Here is a 22373-nt window from a genome sequence, read left to right as displayed (position 1 = left end):
CGCAATTCCGGACGCAAAACCGTTACACACTTTTGCTGGAATTGCTCCAGTCCTCCGGCTGCAGCGCTGCCAAATGCTGGAACTCGGCGATCACCTGATCGTAAACGGCGCGTTTGAACGGCACGATCAGGCCGGGCAGTTCCTGCATCGGCTTCCATTCCCAGGCATCGAATTCCGGCTCGTGGCCGCCCGGCGGCGGGTTGATGGCGATCTCGTTTTCGTCGCCCTCGAAGCGGAAGGCGAACCAGCGCTGCGTCTGGCCGCGGAATTTTCCTTTGAGCCCGATACCAATCAGTGCCGGCGGCAGATCATAATTGATCCAGTCCCGTGCTTCGGCGAGCAGCGTCACGGTCTTGATGCCGGTCTCCTCGTAAAGTTCGCGGTAGGCGGCATCCAACGGATCCTCGCCCTTGTCGATGCCGCCCTGGGGCATCTGCCAGAGCTGCGGCGAACCGTCATATTCGGAATTACCGTCGGGGATGCGTCGCCCGGCCCAGACCAGGCCATCGCGATTCAGGATCATCACGCCGACGCAGGGGCGGTAGGGCAGGTCCTCGGCTTTCACGGTCGCCTGGCTCATTCTCTTCTCCGTCAGGATATCATCTCAGGGGTTTCTGGGGTCGTGGGAAAGCGCCGCGACGCCGACGATCTCGATGCCGCGCATCGAAGCCTCCTCGCTCCACTTGGCGATGGCGTCGACGCTTTCGTCAAAAGCCGAGGCAACGCCAATCGCCTGGCCGTTCTTGCGAGCGATGCGCTCGAGTTCGTCGAGCTTCTTGAGGACGGCGTTGACATCGAGCTGGCCGTCGAGCTGCAGATCGGCGAGGGCATAGGGCAGCTCGGTTCCCTTGGCGACAACAGCCGTTTTCGACTGCGCCGACGTGCCATCGTCGAGGAAGAGCAGGCCGCGCTTGCCGATATCGCGCATGACAGGTTCCATGGCGGCGGGGTCGGAGAGGAAACGGCCGCCGAGATAGTTCATGATGCCGGTATAGTTGGTGATCTCACCCATCGCCTTGTGCAGGTTTTCGATGTTGCGGGCGATCGGCTTGGACGTCAGCAGCGTCTCGGGGCCTGGATCATTGGCTGGGTAATCAAACGGCTCGAGGGGGACCTGCAGCAGAATCTCGTGACCGCCGCGGCGGGCTTCCTGCATCCAGCGCTGCAGGCTGTTGCCGCTTGCGGCAAAGGCGAGGGTGATTTCCTCCGGCAATTCGGCGATGGCGCGCTGCGTTCCCGTCTGGCTGAGTCCGAGGCCGCTGACTACGATGGCGATGCGGATGCCGCGCGCCTGGGATGAGGGGCGGGCATACTGGTCCATCGGCCGCCGCCCGTCCGGGCCGACGATCGGCAGCCTGCCAAACGCGGTTTCTTCGAGCAGGCTTTCGTTGGGCTGGGCCGCCATGCGCGGATCCTGGCCGATCTGCATGGCATCGACCAGCACTGGCCCGCTGCCGTCGCGCGGCCGGGGACTGTACTTGGTAACGACCGAGCCATCGCCAGTGACCATCCGTTCAACATTGGCGCCCGAATGCGGATCGGAGCGAGGCAAGCCGTCCGCCGCCTGGTCGGCAGCGCTTGTCGGCGGCTTATCGGAAGGTCCCGATGCCGCCTGTTCGGCCGCCGGCGGTTTGGCGCGCTCCAACCCATCGCCACGAAAGGCGGTATAGAGAGAAAAGCCGCCGATCGCGAAAAGGCACAGGCTGGCGGCAATGCGGCCAAGGCGCAGCACGCCCGGCCGCCGGCTGCGGGTTTTGCGGTTACGCCCCAAAGGCGCATGCAGGTCCGTTCCCAATTTTTCGCCCGCTCCAAAACCGGGAAACAGCAGAAAGGGTCAAGGCCGGGCGAGTGCCCGGCCTTGCGATGATCGATTACTTGGCGACGACGGCCTTGTCGGGGTTCGGCGGGAAGGCCGGATCGGTCTTCTTGCCGCGCAGAAGGTCGAGCGCGTAGTTCAGCTGAACGTCATCCTTCGGGTCCGGCGGGACATAGGCAACGGAACCCGAACCTTCGTCGGTTTCGCTCTGGCCCTTGATGTGGCCGCGCAGGCTGGATTCGCCTTCGGTCACCATCTTGCCCTGCAGTTCCTCCGGCAGCGGCTCCTCGACCTTGATGTCAGGCGTAATGCCGGTGCCCTGGATCGAGCGGCCCGACGGCGTATAATAGAGCGCCGTGGTCAGGCGCAGCGCGCCGTTCTCGCCGAGCGGGATGATCGTCTGGACGGAACCCTTGCCGAAGGAGCGGGTGCCGAGAATGGTGGCACGACGCAGATCCTGAAGGGCGCCGGCAACAATTTCCGAGGCGGACGCCGAACCGCCATTGATCAGCACGATGACCGGCTTGCCATCGGTCAGATCGCCCGGGCCGGCGTTGAAGCGGCGGGTCTCATCGGGATTGCGGCCACGCGTCGAAACGACTTCGCCGCGCTGCAGCAAGGCGTCGGAGACATTGATCGCCTGGTCGAGCAGACCACCGGGATTGAGGCGCAGGTCGAGAACATAACCCTTCAGCTTGTCGGCCGGAACGGTGTCCTTGATCTTCTTGATCGCCTTTTCCATGTCAGGATAGGTCTTTTCGGTGAAGGAGATGATGCGGAGATAACCGATATCGTCCTCGACACGCGACTTGACGGCCTGGACGGCGACGACGTCACGGACGATCGTCAGCTCGATCGGCTTGTCGGCACCCTTGCGGATCAGCGTCAGCTTGATCGGCGTGTTGACGGCGCCGCGCATCTTCTCGACGGCGTCTTCCAGCTTCAGACCACGCACGGACTGTCCGTCGATCTCGGAGATGTAGTCGCCGGCGAGAACGCCGGCCTTGGCGGCGGGTGTATCATCGATCGGGGTGATGACCTTGACGAGCTCGTCTTCCATTGTGACTTCGATGCCGAGACCGCCAAATTCACCCTTCGTCTGGGTGCGCATGTCTTCGGCGTCCTTCGCATTCATATAGCTCGAATGCGGGTCGAGGGAGGAAAGCATACCGTTGATGGCATTTTCGATCAGCTTGTCTTCCGCCGGCGGCGTGACGTACTGGGCACGCACGCGTTCGAAAACGTCGCCAAAGACCGACAGTTCCTTGTATGTGGAGGATCCGGCTGCTTCCGCCGGCACACCTGCCGAGTAAATGACGCTCATCGCGGTCGCACCCATCAGTGCGCCGACCAGAACAAGAGAAGCCCTACGAATCATTGCGTGCCTTTCCAGTGTCCTTGGCGGTCCACCACGGTCGGGAATCGACCGGTTTACCGTCCTTTCGAAATTCAATGTAAAGCGTTGGCCGGTCGGTTTCCAGCGCCAATGCAGTCGCGCTTGCCACTCTTTTCGCGCCCATCACGGCGAGCGGCTCGCCGGAGAAAACGAATTTTCCCTGACGGGTGTTGATCGTGTCCATTCCCGAGAGAACCAGATGATATCCGTCGCCCGCGTCGAGAATGATCATCTGGCCGTAACTGCGGAAAGCACCGGCGAAAACCACCAGCCCATCTGCCGGCGCGGTCACCACCGTCTCCGGGTTGGTGGCGACCGTCACGCCCATGGCCTCGTGTCCGGTGCCATCGGCATCGCCGAACTGGCGCAGGATATCACCTGCCACGGGCAGTTCCAATTTCGCCCTCAATTCTCCGAAGGGATATGCGGGCGCAATGCGGTTTTTATCGGGCACGCCGCTGTCGGCCAGCGCCTTCGCCTGAGCCCGCTGCTCGTCCGTCAAGAGCTTGCGGTTCTCCTCCGCCTGGCGGGCGGCGGCGGCCGCTTCGCGCACGGAAGCGATCTCGGATTCCATCGAGGCGACGAGGCCTTCGAGGCTGGTCGCCTTGCCCGCCAGTTCCTCCGAGCGCTTCTTTTCGGCCTCCAGTTCGGCGGCGTTGCTGCGGCTGAGCTTGTCGTTTTCGACAAGCAGCAGGTCCATGCGCCGCTCTTCCTCGATGCCGTCACTCATCGTCGCCGTAAGCCGGGCCTTTTCGGCGGCGCTTGCCGTCTGCAACGCGGCAAGGCTTGCGAGATCGGCGGCGAGCTTGTCGGTTTCCTTGCGGATGCCGGGCACGACGGCACCGAGCAGGATGGCACTGCGCACGGAGGCGAGCGCATCGTCGGGTGTCACGAGCAAAGCCGGCGGCGGGTTGCGGCCCATGCGCTGGAGTGCGGCCAGCACCTCTGCCAGAAGGCCGCGGCGCTCGTGGAGGGAGCGGCGGATGCCATCCTCCTTGACGCCGAGATCGGCGAGCTTCTTCTCGCTCTCGAGGATCCTCCTTTCCAGCTCCTTGCGGCGGGCTGCGGAATCGATCAGCGCCTGGCGAATGCTTTGCGTGCTCTTTTCCAGGCTGGCGATGCTTTGCTGGAGTTCGCTCACCTTGTCCGAGGAGAGACTGATTGTCTTCGACAGGGTTTCGAGCTCGGCGCGGGTCTGATCCCGTTTGGCGGCGAGCGCGGCGGCCGGATCGGGAGGCGGCGGCTCGGCCGCCGGCGGGTTTGAAGGCGGGGTCGCTTCGGGAGCGGCGTCCTGGGCTCGAACTGAGAACGGGCTTGACGAGACGAGGATGGCCGCGACACCAAAGACGGCCGCAAGTGCCGGCAGAATCATGCGGTGTCGCCTGGTTGGAATCGTCGTCATGCGTGTGCGGGCACTCTCTCAAATCGCGCGGAGACTAAGCTGATTTGGCACGCTTTGCCAGAGTTTGCAGGAGCATGGCTGCCCGAGCAAAACACGGCTGCGTGATAATGCGACGCATAGCCAAGGCACGGGACGAACCGGACCGGTCAGACACGGTGATAGGGATGGCCGGACAAGATGGTGACGGCGCGGTAGAGCTGCTCGGCGATCAGCGTGCGCACGAGTTGGTGCGGCCAGGTCATTTTGCCGAGGCAGAGCGTGGCGTCGGCGCGGTCGTAAAGGGCGGGATCGAGCCCATCGGCTCCGCCGATCGCAATCGTCAGCTCGCGTTTGCCCTGGTCGCGATAGCTGCCGAGCAGGTTTGCGAAGGCTTCGCTGTCGAGCGCCTTGCCGCGCTCGTCGAGAAGGATGAGAATGCCGCCATCGGCAAGCGACTTCAGAAGCGCCGCCGCTTCCTCGCGTTTGCGGGTCTCCGCATTGGAGGCGCGGCTTTCGCCAACTTCGGCAACACGGGTGAATTCAAAGCCGACCGCGGGGCCGGCCTTGGCAAAACGATCGAGGTAACGGGCCACAAGATCCTTCTCGGGGCCGGACTTCAGCCGTCCCACCGCAAAAAGGCCAATTCGCATTCCCCGCTCCTGCTCATGACGGCATTTCAGGCGTACAAAACACCACGGCCGGCTTCTCGTATTCCCGGCCAGTTACATGCCGCGTCTCAGGCGCCGGACGATGCCGGTTCGCCTGTCAGTGCCGTGTCTCTTCGTCCATATCCGGAGCCGCCCACATCTTTTCGATGTTGTAGAACTCGCGGATTTCGGGACGGAACACATGCACGATAATGTCCCCGGTGTCGATCAGGATCCAGTCGCCGCCTTCCTGACCTTCGACGCGGGCCGTACCGAGGCCCTCGTCCTTGAGATCGGTAAGCAGGTGATCCGAGATCGCCAGGACGTGCCTGTTGGAACGGCCGGAGACGACGATCATGTAGTCTCCAAGCGCCGATTTTCCGGCAATGTCGATAGTGACGATATCTTCAGCTTTGGAGTCCTCGAGGCTGGCGAGGACGGCTTCTAAGGCGCGGGCAGCGGCATCGGCGCCACGTTCCGCACTCTTCGGGACAACGGCGAGCGTTTTTCCCTTGGCGTGTACTGTTGTCAGTTTTTTCCCTTTCCTGGAATGACAAACCATGCACAACACGAGATCCGATGATGACCGGATCATGGTTAAGATAGGCATCAAACCATTAATGTTTCAAGACGCGCTAACGTACGGAACAAGCGAAAATCCGATCTTGCGTTAGAATTGACGAATATTGCCGCCAGAGCCGCTTCTTCCGGGCGGTGTACAGTTTCCATGCCGCAGCGTAAAGTGCGGCAAATTTCACGCTCTCTGGCTTCGATGACCGATTCGGCTGCAAATTTAATCATTCCCATCCTGCGAATCACCTTTCCGCAGGAGGATCGCCTCGGCCACGGCAAGATGGAGCTGCTGGAGCATATCCGCGAGACCGGGTCGATTTCGGCGGCGGGGCGGGCGATGGACATGTCTTATCGGCGGGCATGGCTGCTCGTCAGCGAGATGAACCGGATGTTCTCAGAACAGGTGGTGGAATCGCAGCGCGGCGGGCAAAAGGGCGGCGGCGCGGCGCTGACGCCATTCGGCGAGGAACTGCTCGAGCGCTTCCGCCGGATGGAAAAAACGATGCGGGAGAGCCTTGCCGAGGATCTCGCCTGGCTCGAAGGCAAGCGCAACCTGCAGCCGGGCGAGCGCAGTTGATCAGGCTTCCAGGGCGACCGTCTTGATGATGGCGAAGACGATTTTGCCAGGCTGAAGATCGAGGCGCTCGCAGGAGAGCGCGGTGATGCGCGCGAGAACGGCATCGCCGCCGCAATCGAGGCGGATTTCGACCGTTCCGTCTTCGTCCGGCGACATGCCTGCGATTCTGCCTTCAAGAATATTCAGTGCGCTCAGGCCCTCGGGCCTTGCGGTCGCCAGCATGACGTCGCGGGACGGAATGCGGATGCGGACAGGTCTGCCGGGTGCCAGGACGGTGCTGGGAATATGCAGCCGGCTGGATTTCAGGGCGACAATCGACAGGCGATGGCGCGCATCGTAGCTTTCGACGGTGCCTTCCAGCAGCGCGCCCGCCTCTTTCCGGTCAGAGGCCGCAGAGGGACGGCTCAATATGTCGATGGCGGGACCCGTCGCCTCCACCTTGCCGTCGTGCATGACGACGACCTGGTTTGCCAGCCGCGCCACCTCGGCGATCGCATGGCTGACATAGACGATCGGGATTTGGGTCTCATCGCGCAACCGCTCGAGATAGGGCAGGATTTCGGCCTTGCGCGCTTCGTCCAGGGCAGCGAGCGGTTCGTCCATCAGCAGCAGCCGGGGCGAGGAGAGAAGGGCGCGGCCGATCGCGACGCGCTGTTTCTCGCCGCCGGAAAGAGTCGAGGGGCTGCGCGCGAGCAGTGTCTCGATGCCAAGAAGATCGACGATACGGTCGAAGCTATCACCGTGTGCCGTCTTCGGCGCGAACCAGCGGCCATAGGAAAGATTGGCGCGGACGCTCAAATGCGGAAACAACCGCGCCTCCTGGAAGACGTAGCCGAAACGCCGGCGGTGTTTCGGAACGAAGATGCCCCTGGCCGTGTCGGTCAAGGACTCGCCGTCAAGCACAACGCGTCCTTCATCAGGCCGTGCAAGGCCGGCGATGATGCGGATCATCGAGGTCTTGCCGGAGCCCGAACGGCCGAACAGCGCGGTGACCCCGCGCTCGGAGGTGAAGGCGGCATCGAGCGAAAACGCGCCGAGCCTCTGTTTTGCCTCGACGATCAGCGTCATTCCGGATCGATCCTCCGGCCTGCGAGACGTGCAAGGAACTCTGAGGCAAGCAGGGCGGCCATGGAAATGACGATGGCGACCAGCGTCAGCCGCAGCGCGCCGGCATCGCCGCCCGGCACCTGGGTGAAGGTATAGATCGCGGCGGGCAGCGTCTGGGTCTCGCCGGGAATGTTGGAGACGAAGGTGATTGTCGCGCCGAATTCGCCCATTGCCTTGGCGAAGGAAAGGATCATGCCGGCGATGATGCCGGGCAGCGTCAGCGGCAGGGTGACTGTCAGGAAAACCAAGACAGGACCGGCACCGAGGGTTCCGGCCGCCTCTTCCAGCTTGCGGTCGACTGCCTCGATCGACAGGCGGATGCTGCGCACCATCAAGGGAAACGCCATGACGGCGCAGGCGAGTGCTGCGCCCGTCCAGCGGAAGGAGAAGACGATGCCGAAATGCTGGTCGAGCAGGCTGCCGATCGGGCCACGGCGGCCGAAGAGGATGAGAAGAAGGAAGCCGGTGACGACGGGGGGCAGAATCAGCGGCAGGTGAACGAGGCCGTTCAACACCGATTTGCCCCAGAAACGGCCGCGGGCGAGCAGCAGGGCAACGAGGATGCCGAGGGGCAGGCTCGCCAGCATGGCGACAATCGAGACGCGCAAGCTGAGCAGGATCGCCGTCCATTCCTCATCGCTCAAGCCGAATATGTCCAAATGCGCGGTCTCCCTGGAAATCCGGCGTCACCCGATGCCTGCCCCTCATCCGCCTGGCCGGCACCGACCGGGTCGAGCCACGTGTCTCGACCCGTCCTTCGGACCCGCGTAAACGGGGCGAAGGGATATGCCGCACCGTCTTCCTCAATCTCAGCGCGGCGTTTGACATGTCCCCTCGCCCCGCGAGGGTGAGGGCGATCCCACGGACCCCCGAGCAATCGATCTGTGTCGATGCTTAGGACTCACAAGCCCGAGCATGACAAAACACTAACGGGCCGACTATTTCAGAATCGTGAAGCCCTGCGCCGTGAAGAAGGCGGCTGCCTTGTCGGATTTCAGGAAGTCGAGATAGGCGCTCGCATCCGGGTTCTTGCTCGAAGCCAGGATCGCGATCGGATAGATGATCGGCGGATGGGAATCGGCGGGAAAAGTGCCGACTACGGCAACACCCTTATCAGCCGCCGCATCCGTCTGGTAGACGATGCCATAGGGCGCTTCGCCGCGCGAGACGAAGGCGAGGGCGGCGCGCACGCTTTCGGCGCCGGCTACCTTCGATTCGACCGATGTCCAGACGCCGAGCTTTTCGAGCGCCGCCATGCCGTATTTGCCGGCCGGAACCGATTTCGGTTCACCCATGGCAAGCCTGCGGTCGCCAAGCAAACCGGCGAGGTCGAAACCCGGCTCGATCTCGACAGGCTTGGCCTTATCCCTTTCGGCAACGAGCACGATGCGGTTTCCAAGCAGGTCCGAACGAGTGTCCGCCTTGATCAGGTTCTTCTTGGCAACGTAATCCATCCAGTCGCTGTCGGCCGAGATGAAGATATCGGCGGGTGCTGCGTTTTCGATCTGTTTGGCAAGCGCCCCGCTCGCCGCATAGGAGGCGACGGTTTGCTTGCCGCTTTCCTTAGCCCAGGCGGCATTGGCGGCATCGAGCGCATCCTTGAGGCTCGCCGCCGCAAAGACGGTGAGCTTTTCCGCTGCGGCGGCCGGCGTTGGCAGCGCTGTCGTGCCAAGCCAGAGGGCCGTGATCGCGGCGGTCGCGAATTTGATCCATTGGCGGCGGTTCTGCATGATTTGCTCCCCTCGAAATATTCCGACGAATATAACGATGAGCAGGGCTTGGCTAGGGGGATGTATCCAGAAAAATATAACCACGAGGTCGGGCCGACTGACTAACTCACCGTTCCTGGAGCGCATGGCTTGGAACGCAATGTGAGATTGACGGCAGGAAATATCCGAGCGGGACCCCGCCAAATCGTAAGAACATCCGTCGGCAGAACCAAGCCGATTGATTTGTGCCAATAAAAACAGCATTGCCGGAAGCTTGCTCCTGAACAGAGATGCATTCAACGCATTGCTGCGATGCACAAAACGATATTCACCTTCCTGCGGAATGTGATAAAACGTCCTCATCGAAACGGCTTTCTCCTCCTCCCAAAGCCGTTCGACAGGATCGGCAACACTCCTCCTCCCAGTTGTCGATCGAGTTTATAAGCCCGACGGATCCTCCCCCGTCGGGCTTTCTCGTTTCTGGGATTTCCTCAAAAGTCAGCTATCGGCGCTGCCCGGCCGCGAGGCGTTGCGGATGGCCGTCGAACTCAGGCCGGAGCGCGGCCCGTGGATGAAAGTCCAGGCCGGGGCCGGCTTCTTCCAGAGAACGCGGGCGTCGTCTTCGTCGATGCGGGCGAAGTCGAAGGTTCTCGTCAATTTCGAGGAGAGGAATGAGAGTGTGGCGCCCGGCCGGTCGATCACCGCGATCGGGAAGGTGCGGGCGATCTCCTGCCATTTCTGCCATTTGTGAAAGGTCTGCAGGCTGTCGGCGCCCATGATCCAGATGAAATGCACATGCGGATTGCGGGCTTTGACCCTGGCGAGCGTATTGGCGGTGTAGCTGACGCCGAGCGCCTGTTCGAAGGCGGTGACCTTGATGCGCGGATCGGCGGCGATCCGTTCGCTCTCGGCTATGCGCTCGGCAAGCGGAGCGAGAAAATTGCGGCTTTTCAGCGGATTGCCCGGGGTCACCATCCACCAGAGCTGGTCGAGGCCGAGCCGCTTGATGGCGATCTCGGCGACGAGCGCGTGGCCCTGATGCGGCGGATTGAACGAGCCGCCGAACAGGCCGACGATCATGCCGCGCTCGGCGTGCGGCATGCGGAGATAGCGTCGGTCCAGGTTTTCCGTCGTCACGTCAAGGTCGGGTTTGTCCGGCACCGCGCACCCGGTATTTGAAGGAGGTGAGCTGCTCGACGCCGACCGGGCCGCGGGCATGCATCTTGCCGGTGGCAATGCCGATCTCCGCGCCCATGCCGAACTCGCCGCCATCGGCAAATTGCGTCGAGGCGTTATGCAGCAGAATCGCCGAATCAACCTCGGTGAAGAAGCGCTCGACGACTTGCGCGTCTTCGGCGATGACGGCCTCGGTGTGGTTTGACGAATATTTCTGGATATGGCCAATGGCGCCCGATATGCCGTCGACGACGGCGACCGAGATGATCGCGTCGAGATATTCGGTGGACCAGTCCTCCTCAGTCGCCGGTTTCAGGCCGGGCGCGATCTTCAGCACGTCTGCCGACGCGCGGATCTCGCAGCCGGCCTCCGTCAGAACCTCGAGCAGCGGCTTCAGATGCGTGCCGATCGCCGCACTGTCGACGAGCAGCGTTTCGGCCGCGCCGCAGATGCCGGTACGGCGCATCTTGGCGTTGACGACGATCTGCTTCGCCATTTCGATATCGGCCGAGGCATCGACATAGATATGGCAAAGGCCTTCGAGATGGGCAAAGACCGGCACCCGGGCCTCGGTCTGCACGCGGGCAACCAGGCTTTTGCCGCCGCGCGGAACGATGACGTCGATCGCGCCGTCGAGGCCGCGCAGCATGGCGCCGACGGCAGCCCGGTCGGTCACCGGAACGAGTTGGATAGCATGCTCTGGAAGCCTGGCGACCTTCAGGCCCTGAACCATGCAGGCATGAATAGCTTGCGATGAACGGCGCGAATCCGAGCCGCAGCGCAGGATGACCGCATTGCCCGCCTTGAGGCAGAGCGCGCCGGCATCGGCCGTGACGTTCGGCCGGCTTTCGAAGATGACGCCGATGACGCCGAGCGGCGTGCGGACCCGCTCGATCTTCAGGCCGTTCGGCCGGTCCCAGGCAGCGATGATTTCGCCGACCGGATCGGCAAGGGCGGCAATGGCGCGGATTCCCTCGGCCATTTCGGCAATGCGCTTGTCATTCAGCGTCAGCCGATCAACGAAGGAGGCGAGCGTTTCGCTGCCTTCTATATCTTTGAGATCTTTGGCGTTTTCCGCAAGAATATCCGCCTTGTTCGCCAGGATTGCATCGGCCATGGCATGCAAGGCTTTGTTCTTCGCCTCGGTAGAGGCAAAACCCAGCGGTCGCGCGGCAGCCTTCGCCTTGCGGCCGATGTCGTTCATCAGCACGTCAATATCAGGGCTTGCCGCAACGGTCTCAAGCATAGCTCGCGTCCTTCTTCTGCCTTTCCGATTTCGGTCTGAACTGGGCGGTCATCACCATGTCGTCGCGATGGACCATGGCGGCGCGCCCGGCATAACCGAGAATGGCCTCGATCTCCGCCGATTTGCGGCCGGCGATGCGGCGGGCATCCTCGGCATCGTAGCTCGCAAGACCGCGTGCGATCTCGCGGCCTTCCGGGCCGATGATCGCCACAGTGTCGCCGCGGCTGAAGAGCCCGGAAACCTTGCGAACGCCGGCGGGAAGCAGGCTCTTGCCGGCGCCGAGTGCCGCCACGGCACCGTCATCGACATGCAATTCGCCGGCCGGCTGCAGCTGCCCGGCAATCCAGGTCTTGCGAGCGGTGACGGGCGTGCCCGAAGGGGCGAACCAGGAGGAGCGCGCGCCGTTTTCGATCGCCGACAGAGGGCTTTCGGTCTTGCCGGAGGCGATGATCATGGCGCAGCCCGATGTCGTGGCGATCTTGCCGGCGTCGATCTTGGTGCGCATGCCGCCGCGCGACAGCTCGGAAGCCGCCCCTCCGGCCATCGCCTCGATTTCGGGGGTGATTGCGGCAATCGTCTCCAGGAAGGCCGCATTCGGGTCGAGATGCGGCGGCGCGGTATAGAGCCCGTCGATATCGGAGAGAAGGATGAGCAGGTCCGCGCCGGTCATCGTTGCGACGCGGGCGGCGAGGCGGTCGTTGTCGCCATAGCGGATTTCGCTGGTCGCGACCGTATCGTTCTCGTTGATAATCGGCACGGCGCCGATTTTCAGAAGCTGATTGATGGTGGCGCGCGCATTGAGATAGCGGCGGCGTTCCTCGGTATCCCCAAGCGTCAGCAGGATCTGGCCGGCGACGATCTCGTCGCGCGACAAGCTTTCCGACCAGGCGCGCGCCAAGGCGATCTGGCCGACGGCGGCGGCGGCCTGGCTTTCCTCGAGCTTCAGCGCGCCTGACGGCAGGTCGAGCACCGAGCGACCGAGCGCGATCGCGCCCGAGGAGACGACGAGCACGTCGATGCCCTTGGCCTTCAGGCCTGATATATCGGAGCACATGGCGTCGAGCCAGGCCTTCCTCAGCCCGGCCTTGCGGTCGACCAGCAGGGCGGAACCGATCTTGATAACGATGCGGCGGTAACGGCCGAGCGGCTTACGGCTGGTCATCGGCCTCGTCCTCGCCCTTTGCGCCGTCGGCGGCGAGCATGTCGCGATGTCTGAGCTTCGGCGCCTTGGCCGGCTTTTCCTCGGCATTCTCCTCGACGATAACGTCGCGCAGCGCGCGCAGGACCTCGGTCATGCCCTTGCCGGTCACAGCCGAGATCTGGAACGGCGTCTTGCCGCAGGCCTTGGCCAGTTCCTTCGTCTTCTTCTTGAGTTCGGCCTCGTCGAGCACGTCGATCTGCGACAGCGCCACGATTTCTGGCTTGTCGGTCAGGTCGTTGCCATAGGCTTCCAGCTCGTGCTTGACCGTCTTATACGCCTTGCCAACCTTTTCCTCCTGGGCGGAAACGAGATGGAGCAGCACGCGGGTGCGCTCAACATGGCCGAGGAAACGGTCGCCGATACCGACCCCTTCGTGGGCGCCTTCGATCAGGCCCGGAATGTCGGCCAGGATGAATTCGCGCTCGTCAACCGTGGCAACGCCGAGATTGGGATGCAACGTGGTGAAGGGGTAGTTGGCGATCTTCGGCCGGGCGCGGGTGACCGATGCAAGGAAGGTCGATTTGCCGGCATTGGGCAGGCCGACGAGGCCGGCATCGGCAATCAGCTTCAGCCGCAGCCAGATGGTTTTTTCCTCGCCGGGCAGGCCGGGGTTGGCCCAATCCGGCGCCTGATTGGTCGAGGTCTTGAAATGGGCATTGCCGAAGCCGCCATTGCCGCCACGGGCGAGGCAGTAACGCTGGCCTTCGACGGTGAGATCGCAAATCAGCGTTTCCCGATCTTCCTCGAAGATCTGGGTGCCGACAGGAACCTTGAGCGTCACATCGCTGCCGTTGGCGCCGGTGCGGTTCCTGCCCATGCCGTGGGTGCCGATCGTCGCCTTGAAATGCTGCTGGTAGCGGAAATCGATCAGCGTATTGAGACCGTTGACGGTTTCGACCCAGACATCGCCGCCGCGTCCGCCGTCACCGCCATCGGGGCCGCCGAACTCGATGAATTTCTCGCGCCGGAAGGAAACGCTGCCCGCGCCGCCATCTCCGGACTTGATATAGACCTTTGCTTCGTCGAGAAATTTCATTTTACTTCCAGTATCCGGTGGCAGTTGGACGGCCCGTCTCGGCCCATTCGATATAGGCGGTTCCGACGGAGGTCAAAGATTATCGTGAATTTTGTGAGCTATAACATACAGTACGGCTTCGGTCTCGACGGCAGATACGATCTGGCGCGGATTGCCCGAAGCCTCGACGGCGCCGATGTCATCGCACTGCAGGAGGTGACCCGAGGCTTCCGGCGCAATGGTTTTGCCGACATGGTGGCGGAGATTGCAGCCTTCTTTCCCGACCATTTCTGGGTGTATGGGCCGGCTTGCGACATGCATGCCGAGGCCGATGAAGGCGGGTTCCAGCCGGCGCGCGGCACGCGCTTTCAATTCGGCAATATGGTGCTGTCGCGCTGGCCTATTATCTCGACCCGGACGCTGCTTTTGCCGCGCAGCCGGACGATCGGCAAGATCAACCTGCAGCGCGGCGCAACCGAGGCGCTGATCGCCGCCCCCGGTGGAGCGATCCGCGTCTACTCCGTCCATCTCGACCATGTGTCCGCCGACGAACGCATCCGCCAGCTGCAATTCTTGAACGCCCATATCAATGCCTTCATCCAGGAGGGCGGATCGCTGACGGGTGGTGGCGAGCTTGACCTGCCGGAGCCGCCGCTGCCCGAGGATTATATCATCATGGGCGATTTCAACATGGAGCCGGAATCGCCGGAATATTGCGCGCTCGCCGGTGCAGGCGGCGGATATTACGGCCGGGTTGCGAGGATCGGCACGCCGATCGACACCTTTGCGGCGCTCAAGGCTTACGGGCCGGAGAGCTACAGCTGGATGGATCCCGAAGATCACGGCAAACGCATGCATCTCGACTATTGCTTCGTCAGTTGCGGCCTGGAGGGCCGGTTGAAATCCGCCCGGATCGATACGCAATCCGTCGGCTCCGATCATTTTCCCCTGTGGGTCGAGATCGAGGATTGATGGAGACGCCGCCGGTCGGGCGGCATCTCCTTTTCGACTTCTATGAGAGCATGATGTTGTCCGAAAACCGCTCACACTTTTCGGCATCATGCTCGCTTACGCAACCTTGCGCGGCTGCAGCATGCCCGGCTGCAGCACGGTTTCGATGTGCGACACCATGGTGTTGCGGGCGAAACAATAGATTTCGCCGCAACCGGTCATGCGAAAACCGAGCTTCTCCTGCAGCCGCAGCGAGGCCGGGTTGTCGGCGAAGACGCCGGAATCGATCGGCGTCTCCGGCATGCGGCGCGAGAAGCGCTCGATGATCGCCGCCACCGCCTCGCTCATATAGCCGCGCCGCCAGTAGTAGCGGTTCAGCCAGTAGCCGAGGTGCCAGCGGCCGTGGCGCAGCTCGATCGAGACGGTGCCGATATGGACATCGTCCTTGCCGGTGATCGCGAGCGACCAGTCCGGCAGGGTGCCTGACGTGACCGGCATCAGCCAGTCCAGCGCATCCTGCCGGTCGAAGGGCGCGGGCACCCGGGATAGCATGCGCGTCACCGCGAAATCGGAAAGCGATTCCGCGATGGCGGGTGCATCGCTCAGCCGGTGGGGGCGGAGCGTCAGCCGAGCGGTCGAAATGACCGGCGCGGGGCCGGGCATCATCGGCTTGGTGTGCGGCCTTTGCAGTGCCGTCGTGCTCATGCGATGTTCCCCCAGCTTCTCAGCGACATCCAGGTCTTGCGGTCGAGCCTGTACCACTCGACCGGGACGTTGCTGCCGAGCGCCAGCGAGGCGGCGAGCCCCGATCCCTGGAACTGGAAGCCGCACTTCTGGATGACGCGCCGCGAGGCGACGTTCATCACCCGGCAGCGGGCGTCGATCTGGTCGACGTCCTGGCGGGTTCTGAACACCATATCGACCAGCGCATGGCAGGCCTCGGTCATATAGCCCTGGTTCCAATAGGGCTCACCCAGCCAGTAACCGATCTCGACGGTCTTGCCGTCGGCATGCGGTTCCACACCGCAGCACCCCATGAAGGCGCCGTTTTCGGCCTTGGTGATGGCATAGACGCACTTACCAATCTCGCCATTTCGCGTACGCCAAACAAAGTCGGCGGCATCATTGGCGGTATAGGGGTGCGGCATACGCGATACCATGGTGGCGACTTTGGCGTTGTTGGCGAGATGGGCAAGGGCGTCGATGTCTTCTTCGTGGGGCGCGCGCATGACGAGCCTTTCCGATAACAAGACAGGGCAATCGGTCCTTAACCGCTCCGGCCTCAGCCGTTCCTTGGGAGACCGCTGGTCTTCCCGGGGTGACCGTGATTGGTCGACCCTTATCAATTCGCCTTGCATGTTCAGTCCTCCTGTTTGGACAAAGAAAAAGGGGAGATGGCGCCCCATCTCCCCTGTTTTCTGGACTGAACCTGGTACGGCCAGCCGGGTCGATGAGACGCCGGCTGTTTTTGAGCGCTACCGGCTTATTCCGCTGCTTCCGCTTTCGGCATGACAGACACGTAGACGCGACCGTTGGCCTTCGTACGGTAGTCCACATTGCCGGCGGTAAGTGCAAAGATCGTGTGATCCTTGCCGAGGCCGACGTTGGAACCGGGATGCCACTGCGTACCGCGCTGACGCACGATGATGTTGCCTGCGATGACGGCTTCGCCGCCGAACTTCTTCACGCCAAGGCGCTTGGATTCGGAATCGCGACCGTTGCGCGAGGAACCGCCAGCTTTTTTGTGTGCCATTGGAGTTCTCCTTTAAACCTGAAACCCGTTGATCTTACTTGGCAGCCACGATGTCCGTGATACGGACGACCGTGTGATGCTGGCGATGGCCGCGCGAACGCTTCGAATTCTGACGACGGCGCTTCTTGAAGGCGATGACCTTCTTGCCGCGGGTCTGGTCGACGACTTCCGCCTTGACGGAGGCGCCGGCTACGAAGGGCGCACCGATCGCTGCGTCGGCGCCTTCGCCGATCACGAGGACTTCGGTGAATTCAATGGAGTCGCCAGCGGATGCTTCAAGCTTCTCGATGGTCAGCACGTCGTTGGCTGCCACACGGTACTGCTTACCGCCGGTCTTGATGACTGCGAACATTTTTTATCCTTTCATGTTCGTTCCGGCGCTCCCCGCCATTCGAGCAGGTGGCCGTCTTTTTATCAGTCGAAGTTAAGCAGGGATTTCAGGGAACTAGCCCGGAACTCTGGTCTGCCGGTGAAACCCCGCGCGAGCGCGAGGCGGGCAAGGGGCGGACTACTCCACTCCTATTGCGCAAGCGGGATACGCGAGTGACAGAAAGGTGTCAAGGCAAAAGGATGGAATGTATCGACTTTTCGGCTTGCCAACCCGTCATAGGCTCGTTATGAGAACGCCCGCGCCGAACAAGCGCCGACCAAGACCGCGGAGAGGTGGCAGAGTGGTCGAATGCACCGCACTCGAAATGCGGCATACCTGCAAGGGTATCGTGGGTTCAAATCCCACCCTCTCCGCCATATTTTCCCTGCCCATACCGGGTTAGGCGGGGCCCGATTTTTTCAGGCGAATTCGACGCGCGGCGGTCAAAGCCGGCGGTATTTCTCCGCGAGCAACTCGGCCAGTTCGGCGCGACAGTCGTTGAGCGGGCCGGCATCCTGGCGTGCCTTTGCCATCGCCATGGCACCGGAATATGCGGCAATGAGAAGCGTTGCGGTTCTCTGCGGATTGAAACCGGCGGCGCGTTTTCCTTTCACATCTGCCTCAAACTTGGCGGACAGCGCCTCATGCCAGGCTCTGAACACGGCGCTGACAAGCGCGCGCATCTCCGCGTCGTGCTGGGAAACTTCCATCGCCATATTATTGAGCGGGCAGCCGGAGACGCTGTCCTTCTGCGCCAGTTCACCGATGATGGTTTCGAAGATCAGGTCTATGGCGGTCGGCGCATCCACACATCTGTGAAGCGGTTCGATCCATGTCTGCCGAACGGCGTCGGCGACGCGATCGCGGATGACTGCAAGCCCGAGGTCGCGCTTTGCAGGGAAATGGTGCGCCATTGCGCCGCCGGACACGGAAGCCCGCTCGCGCAGCTCCAGCATGCCGGTGGCGAGGTAACCTTGCGTGATAAAGGCGTCGTAGGCGGCGTCGATGATCCTGCGACGCACGCCTTCGGGGTCGTTGATCCTCTTGTGGTCGATCATTGTGTCTCACGTGTATCGGTGCCCATTCTACCGGCTTGACAAAACAGGTCAATCATCCTGTTATAAAACAGGATGATTGACCTGTTTGGAAAACCATGGACCCTCATATCGTATTCGAACTTCGCCGCTACCGGCTTCTTCCCGGGCGCAGAGAGACATTGATCCGGTTATTTGACCGCGCCTTCGTTGAGCCTCAGGAGGCGCTGGGCATGCGAGTCGAAGGGGAGTTTCGCGATCTCGACGATCCCGATTGCTTTGTCTGGATTCGCTCCTTCAAGAACATGGACGCCAGAACGGATGCGCTCGCTTCCTTTTATTCCGGCCCGGTTTGGAAGGAGCATGGACCGGCTGCGAACGCGACGATGCTCAATTCGGACAATGTCTTGCTGCTGAAGCCGGCGGCCGGCGTTATTCCCTTCGCGCATAATCTGCCGAGGGATAAAGAGGCCGGGCGCACGCGAGCACAGGGGTTGATCGTCGTGAATATCTGCTCGCTCGCACCCGGAACGGAGGAAGATTTCTCGGAATTTTTCCGCGACAGCGCGATGCCGGCCATGTTGGCGGCCGGTGCGCGGATCGAGGCGGTGTTTATGACCGAGCGAAACAGGAACGGTTTTCCTCGGCTGCCGGTTCGCGAGGGAGAAACGGTGTTCGTCTGGCTTGAAGCTCACGAGGATCAAGACGGCGCGGTCGCCTACCAGCACCGGCAGACTCCGGTCTGGACGGCCGAGATTTATCCCTGGATGGACAGCCGGTGCTGGCGCAGGATCGAGATCGTACGCTTGACGCCGACGGCGCGGTCGCTTTGCGCCTGGTGAGCGACCTTCCGCTCGACGCAATCCGCTTCCAAAGGCGGCTCCTCGGAAAATGTCTTGCATCACGGGTTCCCGATTGTCGATCTCGGGATCGACCGCTGTCAATTTTGTCATTGATGCGGTTGATTGGCTCGTTTTGCGAACTATCATCAGGATCAACTCATCCTGCCCGATTGCTCCCAATATAACCGAGGTTTCCCCATGCGCATCGCCGTCGGTGGCATTCATATCGAATGCAGCACATACAATCCCGTTCTGAACGAGGAGAAAGATTTTCGGGTGCTGCGCGGGGAGGGGCTGCTGGAATCGCCCTATTTCGCCTTTCTGAAGGATTATGACGCCGAGTTCCTGCCAACGATCCATGCCCGCGCCATTGCCGGCGGTCCGGTATCGCGTGCGACTTATGACGCCTTCAAGGGCGAATTCCTCGAGCGGCTGAAGCCGCTGCTGCCGCTCGATGGTCTCTATCTCGCCATGCACGGCGCCATGTATGTCGAAGGCATGGAGGATGCCGAAGGCGACTGGATCAGTGCGGCGCGTGCGCTGGTCGGCGAGGCATGCACCGTCTCGGCAAGCTACGACCTGCACGGCAACGTCACCCAGCGCATCATCGATGCGCTCGACATCTACTCCACCTATCGCACCGCCCCGCATATCGATGTCGAGGCGACGATGCGTCGCTCGGTCTCGATGCTGGTCAAGAGCTTGAAAACCGGCGTGAGGCCGTTCGTTCTCTGGGCGCCGATCCCGGTCGTCCTGCCCGGCGAGCGCACCAGCACGGTCGATGAGCCGGCGAAGAGCCTCTATGCCAGATTGCCCGAGATCGACGCGATGGACGGCGTCTGGGATGCATCGCTGATGGTCGGCTATGTCTGGGCCGATGAACCGCGCGCCACTGCCGCCGCCATCATGACGGGCACCGACCGGGTCGTGCTGGAGCGCGAGGCAAGGCGTCTTGCCATGGCTTATTGGGACGCGCGCGCGGATTTCGTCTTCGGCTGCGAGACCGGCTCGATCGAGGAATGCGTCGCCAGAGCGATGGCAAGCCCGACCGCACCCGTGGTGCTCGCCGAATCCGGCGACAACCCGACTGGCGGCGGCGTCGGGGACCGGGCCGAGGTGCTGGCCGAACTGATCGCCAGGGGTGCGCAAGGCGTCGTCTTCGCCGGCATCGCCGACAAGGCGGCGACCGAAGCCTGTTATGCCGCAGGCGTCGGCGCGGAGCTGACCCTCAGCGTCGGCGCTTCGCTCGATGCCAAGGGCAGCAAGCCAGTTACGGCATACGTCACCGTAAAATTCCTGCATCAGACCGCCGATCTTTCCGATCGCCAGGCGGTCGTTTCGATCGGCGGCATCGATCTTGTGCTCTCGGCGAAGCGCCGGCCCTATCACAACATCGTCGATTTCACCCGGCTTGACCTTCATCCGGAACGGGCGAAGATCATTGTCGTCAAATCGGGCTATCTCTCGCCGGACTTGGCGCCCATCGCCAACCCGAATCTGATGGCGCTCTCGCCCGGCGTTGTCGACCAGTTCGTCGAGCGCCTGCCGCGGCTGCGCAAACAGCACCCGACCTATCCCTTCGACAAGGATTTTGCCTTCGAGCCCAAAGTCTTCCGTTCCGCACGCGCGCGCTAGCCCGATCCCAGGCATGGTCCGCAGAAAGGACAGCTGACATGACCGCATTCACGACCCGTCCCGAAATCCTCGGCACCTTCGGCGTCGTCACCTCGACGCACTGGATCGGCTCCGCCGTCGGCATGAGCATTCTCGAAAAAGGCGGCAATGCCTTCGACGCCGCAATCGCGACGGGTTTCGTGCTGCAGGTCGTCGAGCCGCATCTGTGCGGGCCGGGCGGCGATCTGCCGGCGGTGATTTATTCGAGGAAAAAGGACAAGGTCGAAGTCATCTGTGCGCAAGGCCCCGCACCGGCCGGCGCGACGATCGAGCACTATAGCGCGGAAGGCCTGACGCTGATCCCCGGCGATGGCCTGCTCGCGACGGTCATTCCCGGCGCCTTCGACGGCTGGATGCTGATGCTGCGCGATTACGGCACGATGAGCGTGCGCGACGTGCTGGAACCGGCGATCTATTATGCCGAGCACGGCCATCCCCTGCTGCCGCGCGTCTCGGCCACCATCAAGGGGCTGGCGACTTTCTTCGAGAAGGAATGGCCGACCTCCCACCAAACCTGGATGCCTGGTGGCCGCGTGCCCGAGGCGCATGCGAACTTCCGCAATCCGGTGCTTGCTGCGACCTGGAAGCGCGTCATTGCCGAGGCCGAGGCGAAAAGCGGTCGGGAGGCGCAGGTGGAGGCGGCGCGCGACGCCTTTTATCGCGGCTTCATCGCCGAGAAGATCGATGCGTATCTCAACACCGCCGAGGTGATGGATGCGAGCGGTTATCGCCACAAGGGCGTGCTGACGGCAGACGATATGGCGAACTGGTCGGCGACGGTCGAGGCGCCGCTGACCTATGATTATCACGGCTGGACGATCGCCAAGACAGGTCCCTGGGGCCAGGGGCCTGTCTTCCTGCAGGCGCTGTCGATCCTGAAGGGCTTCGATCTCGCCGCGATGGATCCGGCCGGCGCCGACTTCGTCCATACGGTCACCGAGGCGATGAAGCTCGCCTTCGCCGACCGCGAAGCCTATTACGGCGACCCGGATTTTTCGGAGATTCCCGTCGCGCATCTTCTGTCGGAGCCATATGCCGACGGGCGCCGCAAGCTGATCGGCGCCGACGCCTCCTTCGATCTCCGTCCCGGCATCGTTCCCGGTTTCGAAGCGCAGCTTGATCTGACGATGAAGATGCTCGGCGCCGAATCCAAGACCGGCGCCGTCTACGAGCCGACCATGGCGCATCTTTCCGAAAAGCGTGGCGACACCGTGCATATCGACGTGATCGACCGTGACGGCAACATGGTCTCCGTCACGCCGTCCGGCGGCTGGCTGCAGTCTTCGCCAACCGTACCCGGCCTCGGCTTCTGCCTCAATTCCCGTGCGCAAATGTTCTGGCTGAAATCCGGCCTGCCGACCTCGCTTGCGCCCGGAAAACGGCCGCGCACGACGCTGACGCCTTCACTCGGCCTCCATGAGGGCCGCCCGACGCTTGCCTTCGGCACACCGGGCGGCGACCAGCAGGAGCAATGGCAGCTCTCCTTCTTCCTGCGGCATGTGCACCACAGGCTGAACCTGCAGGCGGCGATCGACCAGCCGCTTTTCCACACTTCGCATTTCCCGAGCTCCTTCTATCCGCGCACGCGCGAGCCCGGCAGCCTGATGGTGGAAGCAAATTTCGGCGCCGATGTGCTCGCCGCGCTCTCCCGCAAGGGCCACAAGCTAACGGTGGCCGATGAATGGACGATTGGCCGGCTGACCGCGGCGCGGCGCGATGCCGACGGACTGATGCGCGCCGCGGCGACCCCACGCCTGATGCAGGCTTATGCGGTCGGACGGTAGTGTCACCGGGCCGCATCGAGAGCGCCGGAGAGAACAAGTATTGCCTGAGATAAGCTGTGCCGGCATGGAGCGGGCCCGGCTTTTTGCTGCACCGCTTATATGACTTCTGCTAGATATTATT

The 22373-nt window shown here is 62.6% G+C and carries 23 protein-coding genes and 1 tRNA gene; 6 read left to right on the top strand and 18 right to left on the bottom strand.

The genetic code is table 11. The features are described from left to right. Positions 1–22: 22 nt before the first annotated feature. The 6 genes from J0663_RS08425 to rsfS all read right to left on the bottom strand — a co-directional run bounded on the left by J0663_RS08425 (position 23) and on the right by rsfS (position 5802). Positions 23–580, bottom strand: a complete 558-nt coding sequence (locus J0663_RS08425; RefSeq protein ID WP_207243963.1) for an RNA pyrophosphohydrolase — start codon at positions 578–580, stop codon at positions 23–25. 24 nt (positions 581–604) lie between these two features. Next, on the bottom strand, positions 605–1795 hold the full coding sequence (locus J0663_RS08420) for a divergent polysaccharide deacetylase family protein (RefSeq protein WP_207243962.1): 1191 nt from the start codon (positions 1793–1795) through the stop codon (positions 605–607). A gap of 76 nt (positions 1796–1871) precedes the next feature. Further along, on the bottom strand, positions 1872–3194 hold the full coding sequence (locus J0663_RS08415) for a S41 family peptidase (protein WP_207243961.1): 1323 nt from the start codon (positions 3192–3194) through the stop codon (positions 1872–1874). Beyond that, positions 3184–4584, bottom strand: a complete 1401-nt coding sequence (locus J0663_RS08410; protein ID WP_207243960.1) for a murein hydrolase activator EnvC family protein — start codon at positions 4582–4584, stop codon at positions 3184–3186. Before J0663_RS08410 ends, J0663_RS08415 begins: the two co-directional genes overlap by 11 nt. Positions 4585–4760: 176 nt before the next feature. After that, on the bottom strand, positions 4761–5243 hold the full coding sequence (gene rlmH, locus J0663_RS08405) for a 23S rRNA (pseudouridine(1915)-N(3))-methyltransferase RlmH (protein WP_207243959.1): 483 nt from the start codon (positions 5241–5243) through the stop codon (positions 4761–4763). A 115-nt stretch (positions 5244–5358) separates the two neighbouring features. Beyond that, positions 5359–5802, bottom strand: a complete 444-nt coding sequence (gene rsfS / locus J0663_RS08400) for a ribosome silencing factor (protein ID WP_207243958.1) — start codon at positions 5800–5802, stop codon at positions 5359–5361. A gap of 210 nt (positions 5803–6012) precedes the next feature. Here rsfS and J0663_RS08395 point away from each other — a divergent pair, with 210 nt between their 5' ends. Further along, positions 6013–6390: a winged helix-turn-helix domain-containing protein gene (locus J0663_RS08395; protein WP_207244460.1), complete on the top strand. Its 378-nt coding sequence runs from the start codon at positions 6013–6015 to the stop codon at positions 6388–6390. Here J0663_RS08395 and modC read toward each other — a convergent pair whose 3' ends face one another. From modC to obgE, 7 genes are all read right to left on the bottom strand, one after another. Beyond that, entirely contained in the window at positions 6391–7458 is a 1068-nt protein-coding gene (gene modC / locus J0663_RS08390) for a molybdenum ABC transporter ATP-binding protein (protein ID WP_207243957.1), read from the bottom strand. After that, on the bottom strand, positions 7455–8156 hold the full coding sequence (modB, locus tag J0663_RS08385) for a molybdate ABC transporter permease subunit (RefSeq protein ID WP_207243956.1): 702 nt from the start codon (positions 8154–8156) through the stop codon (positions 7455–7457). The genes modC and modB overlap by 4 nt, the downstream gene beginning before the upstream one ends. A 279-nt stretch (positions 8157–8435) precedes the next feature. Further along, the gene (modA, locus tag J0663_RS08380; RefSeq protein ID WP_207243955.1) at positions 8436–9227 is read right to left on the bottom strand and encodes a molybdate ABC transporter substrate-binding protein; all 792 of its coding nucleotides are present in this window, start codon (positions 9225–9227) and stop codon (positions 8436–8438) included. Between the two features lie 477 nt (positions 9228–9704). Further along, positions 9705–10307 carry a nicotinate-nucleotide adenylyltransferase gene (locus J0663_RS08375; RefSeq protein WP_246590398.1) on the bottom strand — a complete coding sequence of 201 codons (603 nt, stop codon included), beginning with the start codon at positions 10305–10307 and terminating at the stop codon, positions 9705–9707. Positions 10308–10344: 37 nt separating this feature from the next. Further along, the gene (locus tag J0663_RS08370) at positions 10345–11628 is read right to left on the bottom strand and encodes a glutamate-5-semialdehyde dehydrogenase (RefSeq protein ID WP_207243954.1); all 1284 of its coding nucleotides are present in this window, start codon (positions 11626–11628) and stop codon (positions 10345–10347) included. Beyond that, positions 11621–12790, bottom strand: a complete 1170-nt coding sequence (gene proB, locus J0663_RS08365; protein WP_207243953.1) for a glutamate 5-kinase — start codon at positions 12788–12790, stop codon at positions 11621–11623. Before proB ends, J0663_RS08370 begins: the two co-directional genes overlap by 8 nt. Continuing rightward, positions 12777–13865 carry a GTPase ObgE gene (gene obgE / locus J0663_RS08360; protein WP_207243952.1) on the bottom strand — a complete coding sequence of 363 codons (1089 nt, stop codon included), beginning with the start codon at positions 13863–13865 and terminating at the stop codon, positions 12777–12779. Before obgE ends, proB begins: the two co-directional genes overlap by 14 nt. 84 nt (positions 13866–13949) lie before the next feature. On the opposite strand from obgE, the gene J0663_RS08355 reads away from it, so the two are divergent. After that, the gene (locus J0663_RS08355; protein ID WP_207243951.1) at positions 13950–14816 is read left to right on the top strand and encodes an endonuclease/exonuclease/phosphatase family protein; all 867 of its coding nucleotides are present in this window, start codon (positions 13950–13952) and stop codon (positions 14814–14816) included. 96 nt (positions 14817–14912) lie between these two features. Here J0663_RS08355 and J0663_RS08350 read toward each other — a convergent pair whose 3' ends face one another. The 4 genes from J0663_RS08350 to rplU form a co-directional block, all read right to left on the bottom strand. Continuing rightward, a complete protein-coding gene (locus J0663_RS08350; RefSeq protein ID WP_207243950.1) occupies positions 14913–15500 on the bottom strand; it encodes a GNAT family N-acetyltransferase in 588 nt (195 codons plus the stop codon). Further along, positions 15497–16153 (bottom strand): GNAT family N-acetyltransferase, encoded by a 657-nt coding sequence (locus tag J0663_RS08345; protein WP_207243949.1) that lies wholly within the window; start codon positions 16151–16153, stop codon positions 15497–15499. The genes J0663_RS08350 and J0663_RS08345 overlap by 4 nt, the downstream gene beginning before the upstream one ends. A 125-nt stretch (positions 16154–16278) precedes the next feature. Then, positions 16279–16548, bottom strand: a complete 270-nt coding sequence (gene rpmA / locus J0663_RS08340) for a 50S ribosomal protein L27 (RefSeq protein WP_004676172.1) — start codon at positions 16546–16548, stop codon at positions 16279–16281. Positions 16549–16582: 34 nt separating this feature from the next. Then, complete coding sequence (gene rplU / locus J0663_RS08335; protein ID WP_007824851.1) at positions 16583–16900, bottom strand: 50S ribosomal protein L21; 318 nt, start codon at positions 16898–16900, stop codon at positions 16583–16585. A gap of 305 nt (positions 16901–17205) precedes the next feature. Here rplU and J0663_RS08330 point away from each other — a divergent pair. Next, a tRNA-Ser gene (locus tag J0663_RS08330) sits at positions 17206–17295 on the top strand. Positions 17296–17361: 66 nt separating this feature from the next. On the opposite strand, the gene J0663_RS08325 is transcribed toward J0663_RS08330, so the two are convergent. Continuing rightward, the gene (locus J0663_RS08325; protein WP_207243948.1) at positions 17362–17976 is read right to left on the bottom strand and encodes a TetR/AcrR family transcriptional regulator; all 615 of its coding nucleotides are present in this window, start codon (positions 17974–17976) and stop codon (positions 17362–17364) included. Positions 17977–18071: 95 nt separating this feature from the next. Here J0663_RS08325 and J0663_RS08320 point away from each other — a divergent pair, with 95 nt between their 5' ends. The 3 genes from J0663_RS08320 to J0663_RS08310 all read left to right on the top strand — a co-directional run bounded on the left by J0663_RS08320 (position 18072) and on the right by J0663_RS08310 (position 22252). Next, on the top strand, positions 18072–18794 hold the full coding sequence (locus J0663_RS08320; protein ID WP_207243947.1) for an NIPSNAP family protein: 723 nt from the start codon (positions 18072–18074) through the stop codon (positions 18792–18794). Positions 18795–18992: 198 nt separating this feature from the next. Continuing rightward, positions 18993–20429, top strand: a complete 1437-nt coding sequence (locus tag J0663_RS08315) for a M81 family metallopeptidase (RefSeq protein ID WP_207243946.1) — start codon at positions 18993–18995, stop codon at positions 20427–20429. Between the two features lie 38 nt (positions 20430–20467). Next, a complete protein-coding gene (locus tag J0663_RS08310) occupies positions 20468–22252 on the top strand; it encodes a gamma-glutamyltransferase family protein (protein ID WP_207243945.1) in 1785 nt (594 codons plus the stop codon). The last annotated feature ends 121 nt before the right edge of the window (positions 22253–22373 follow it).

Origin of the sequence: Rhizobium lentis (genome assembly GCF_017352135.1) — a bacterium.
GTDB lineage: Bacteria > Pseudomonadota > Alphaproteobacteria > Rhizobiales > Rhizobiaceae > Rhizobium > Rhizobium lentis.
The sequence above is the reverse complement of the archived record's forward strand: the minus strand, read 5'-3'. Positions and strand labels throughout refer to the sequence as shown.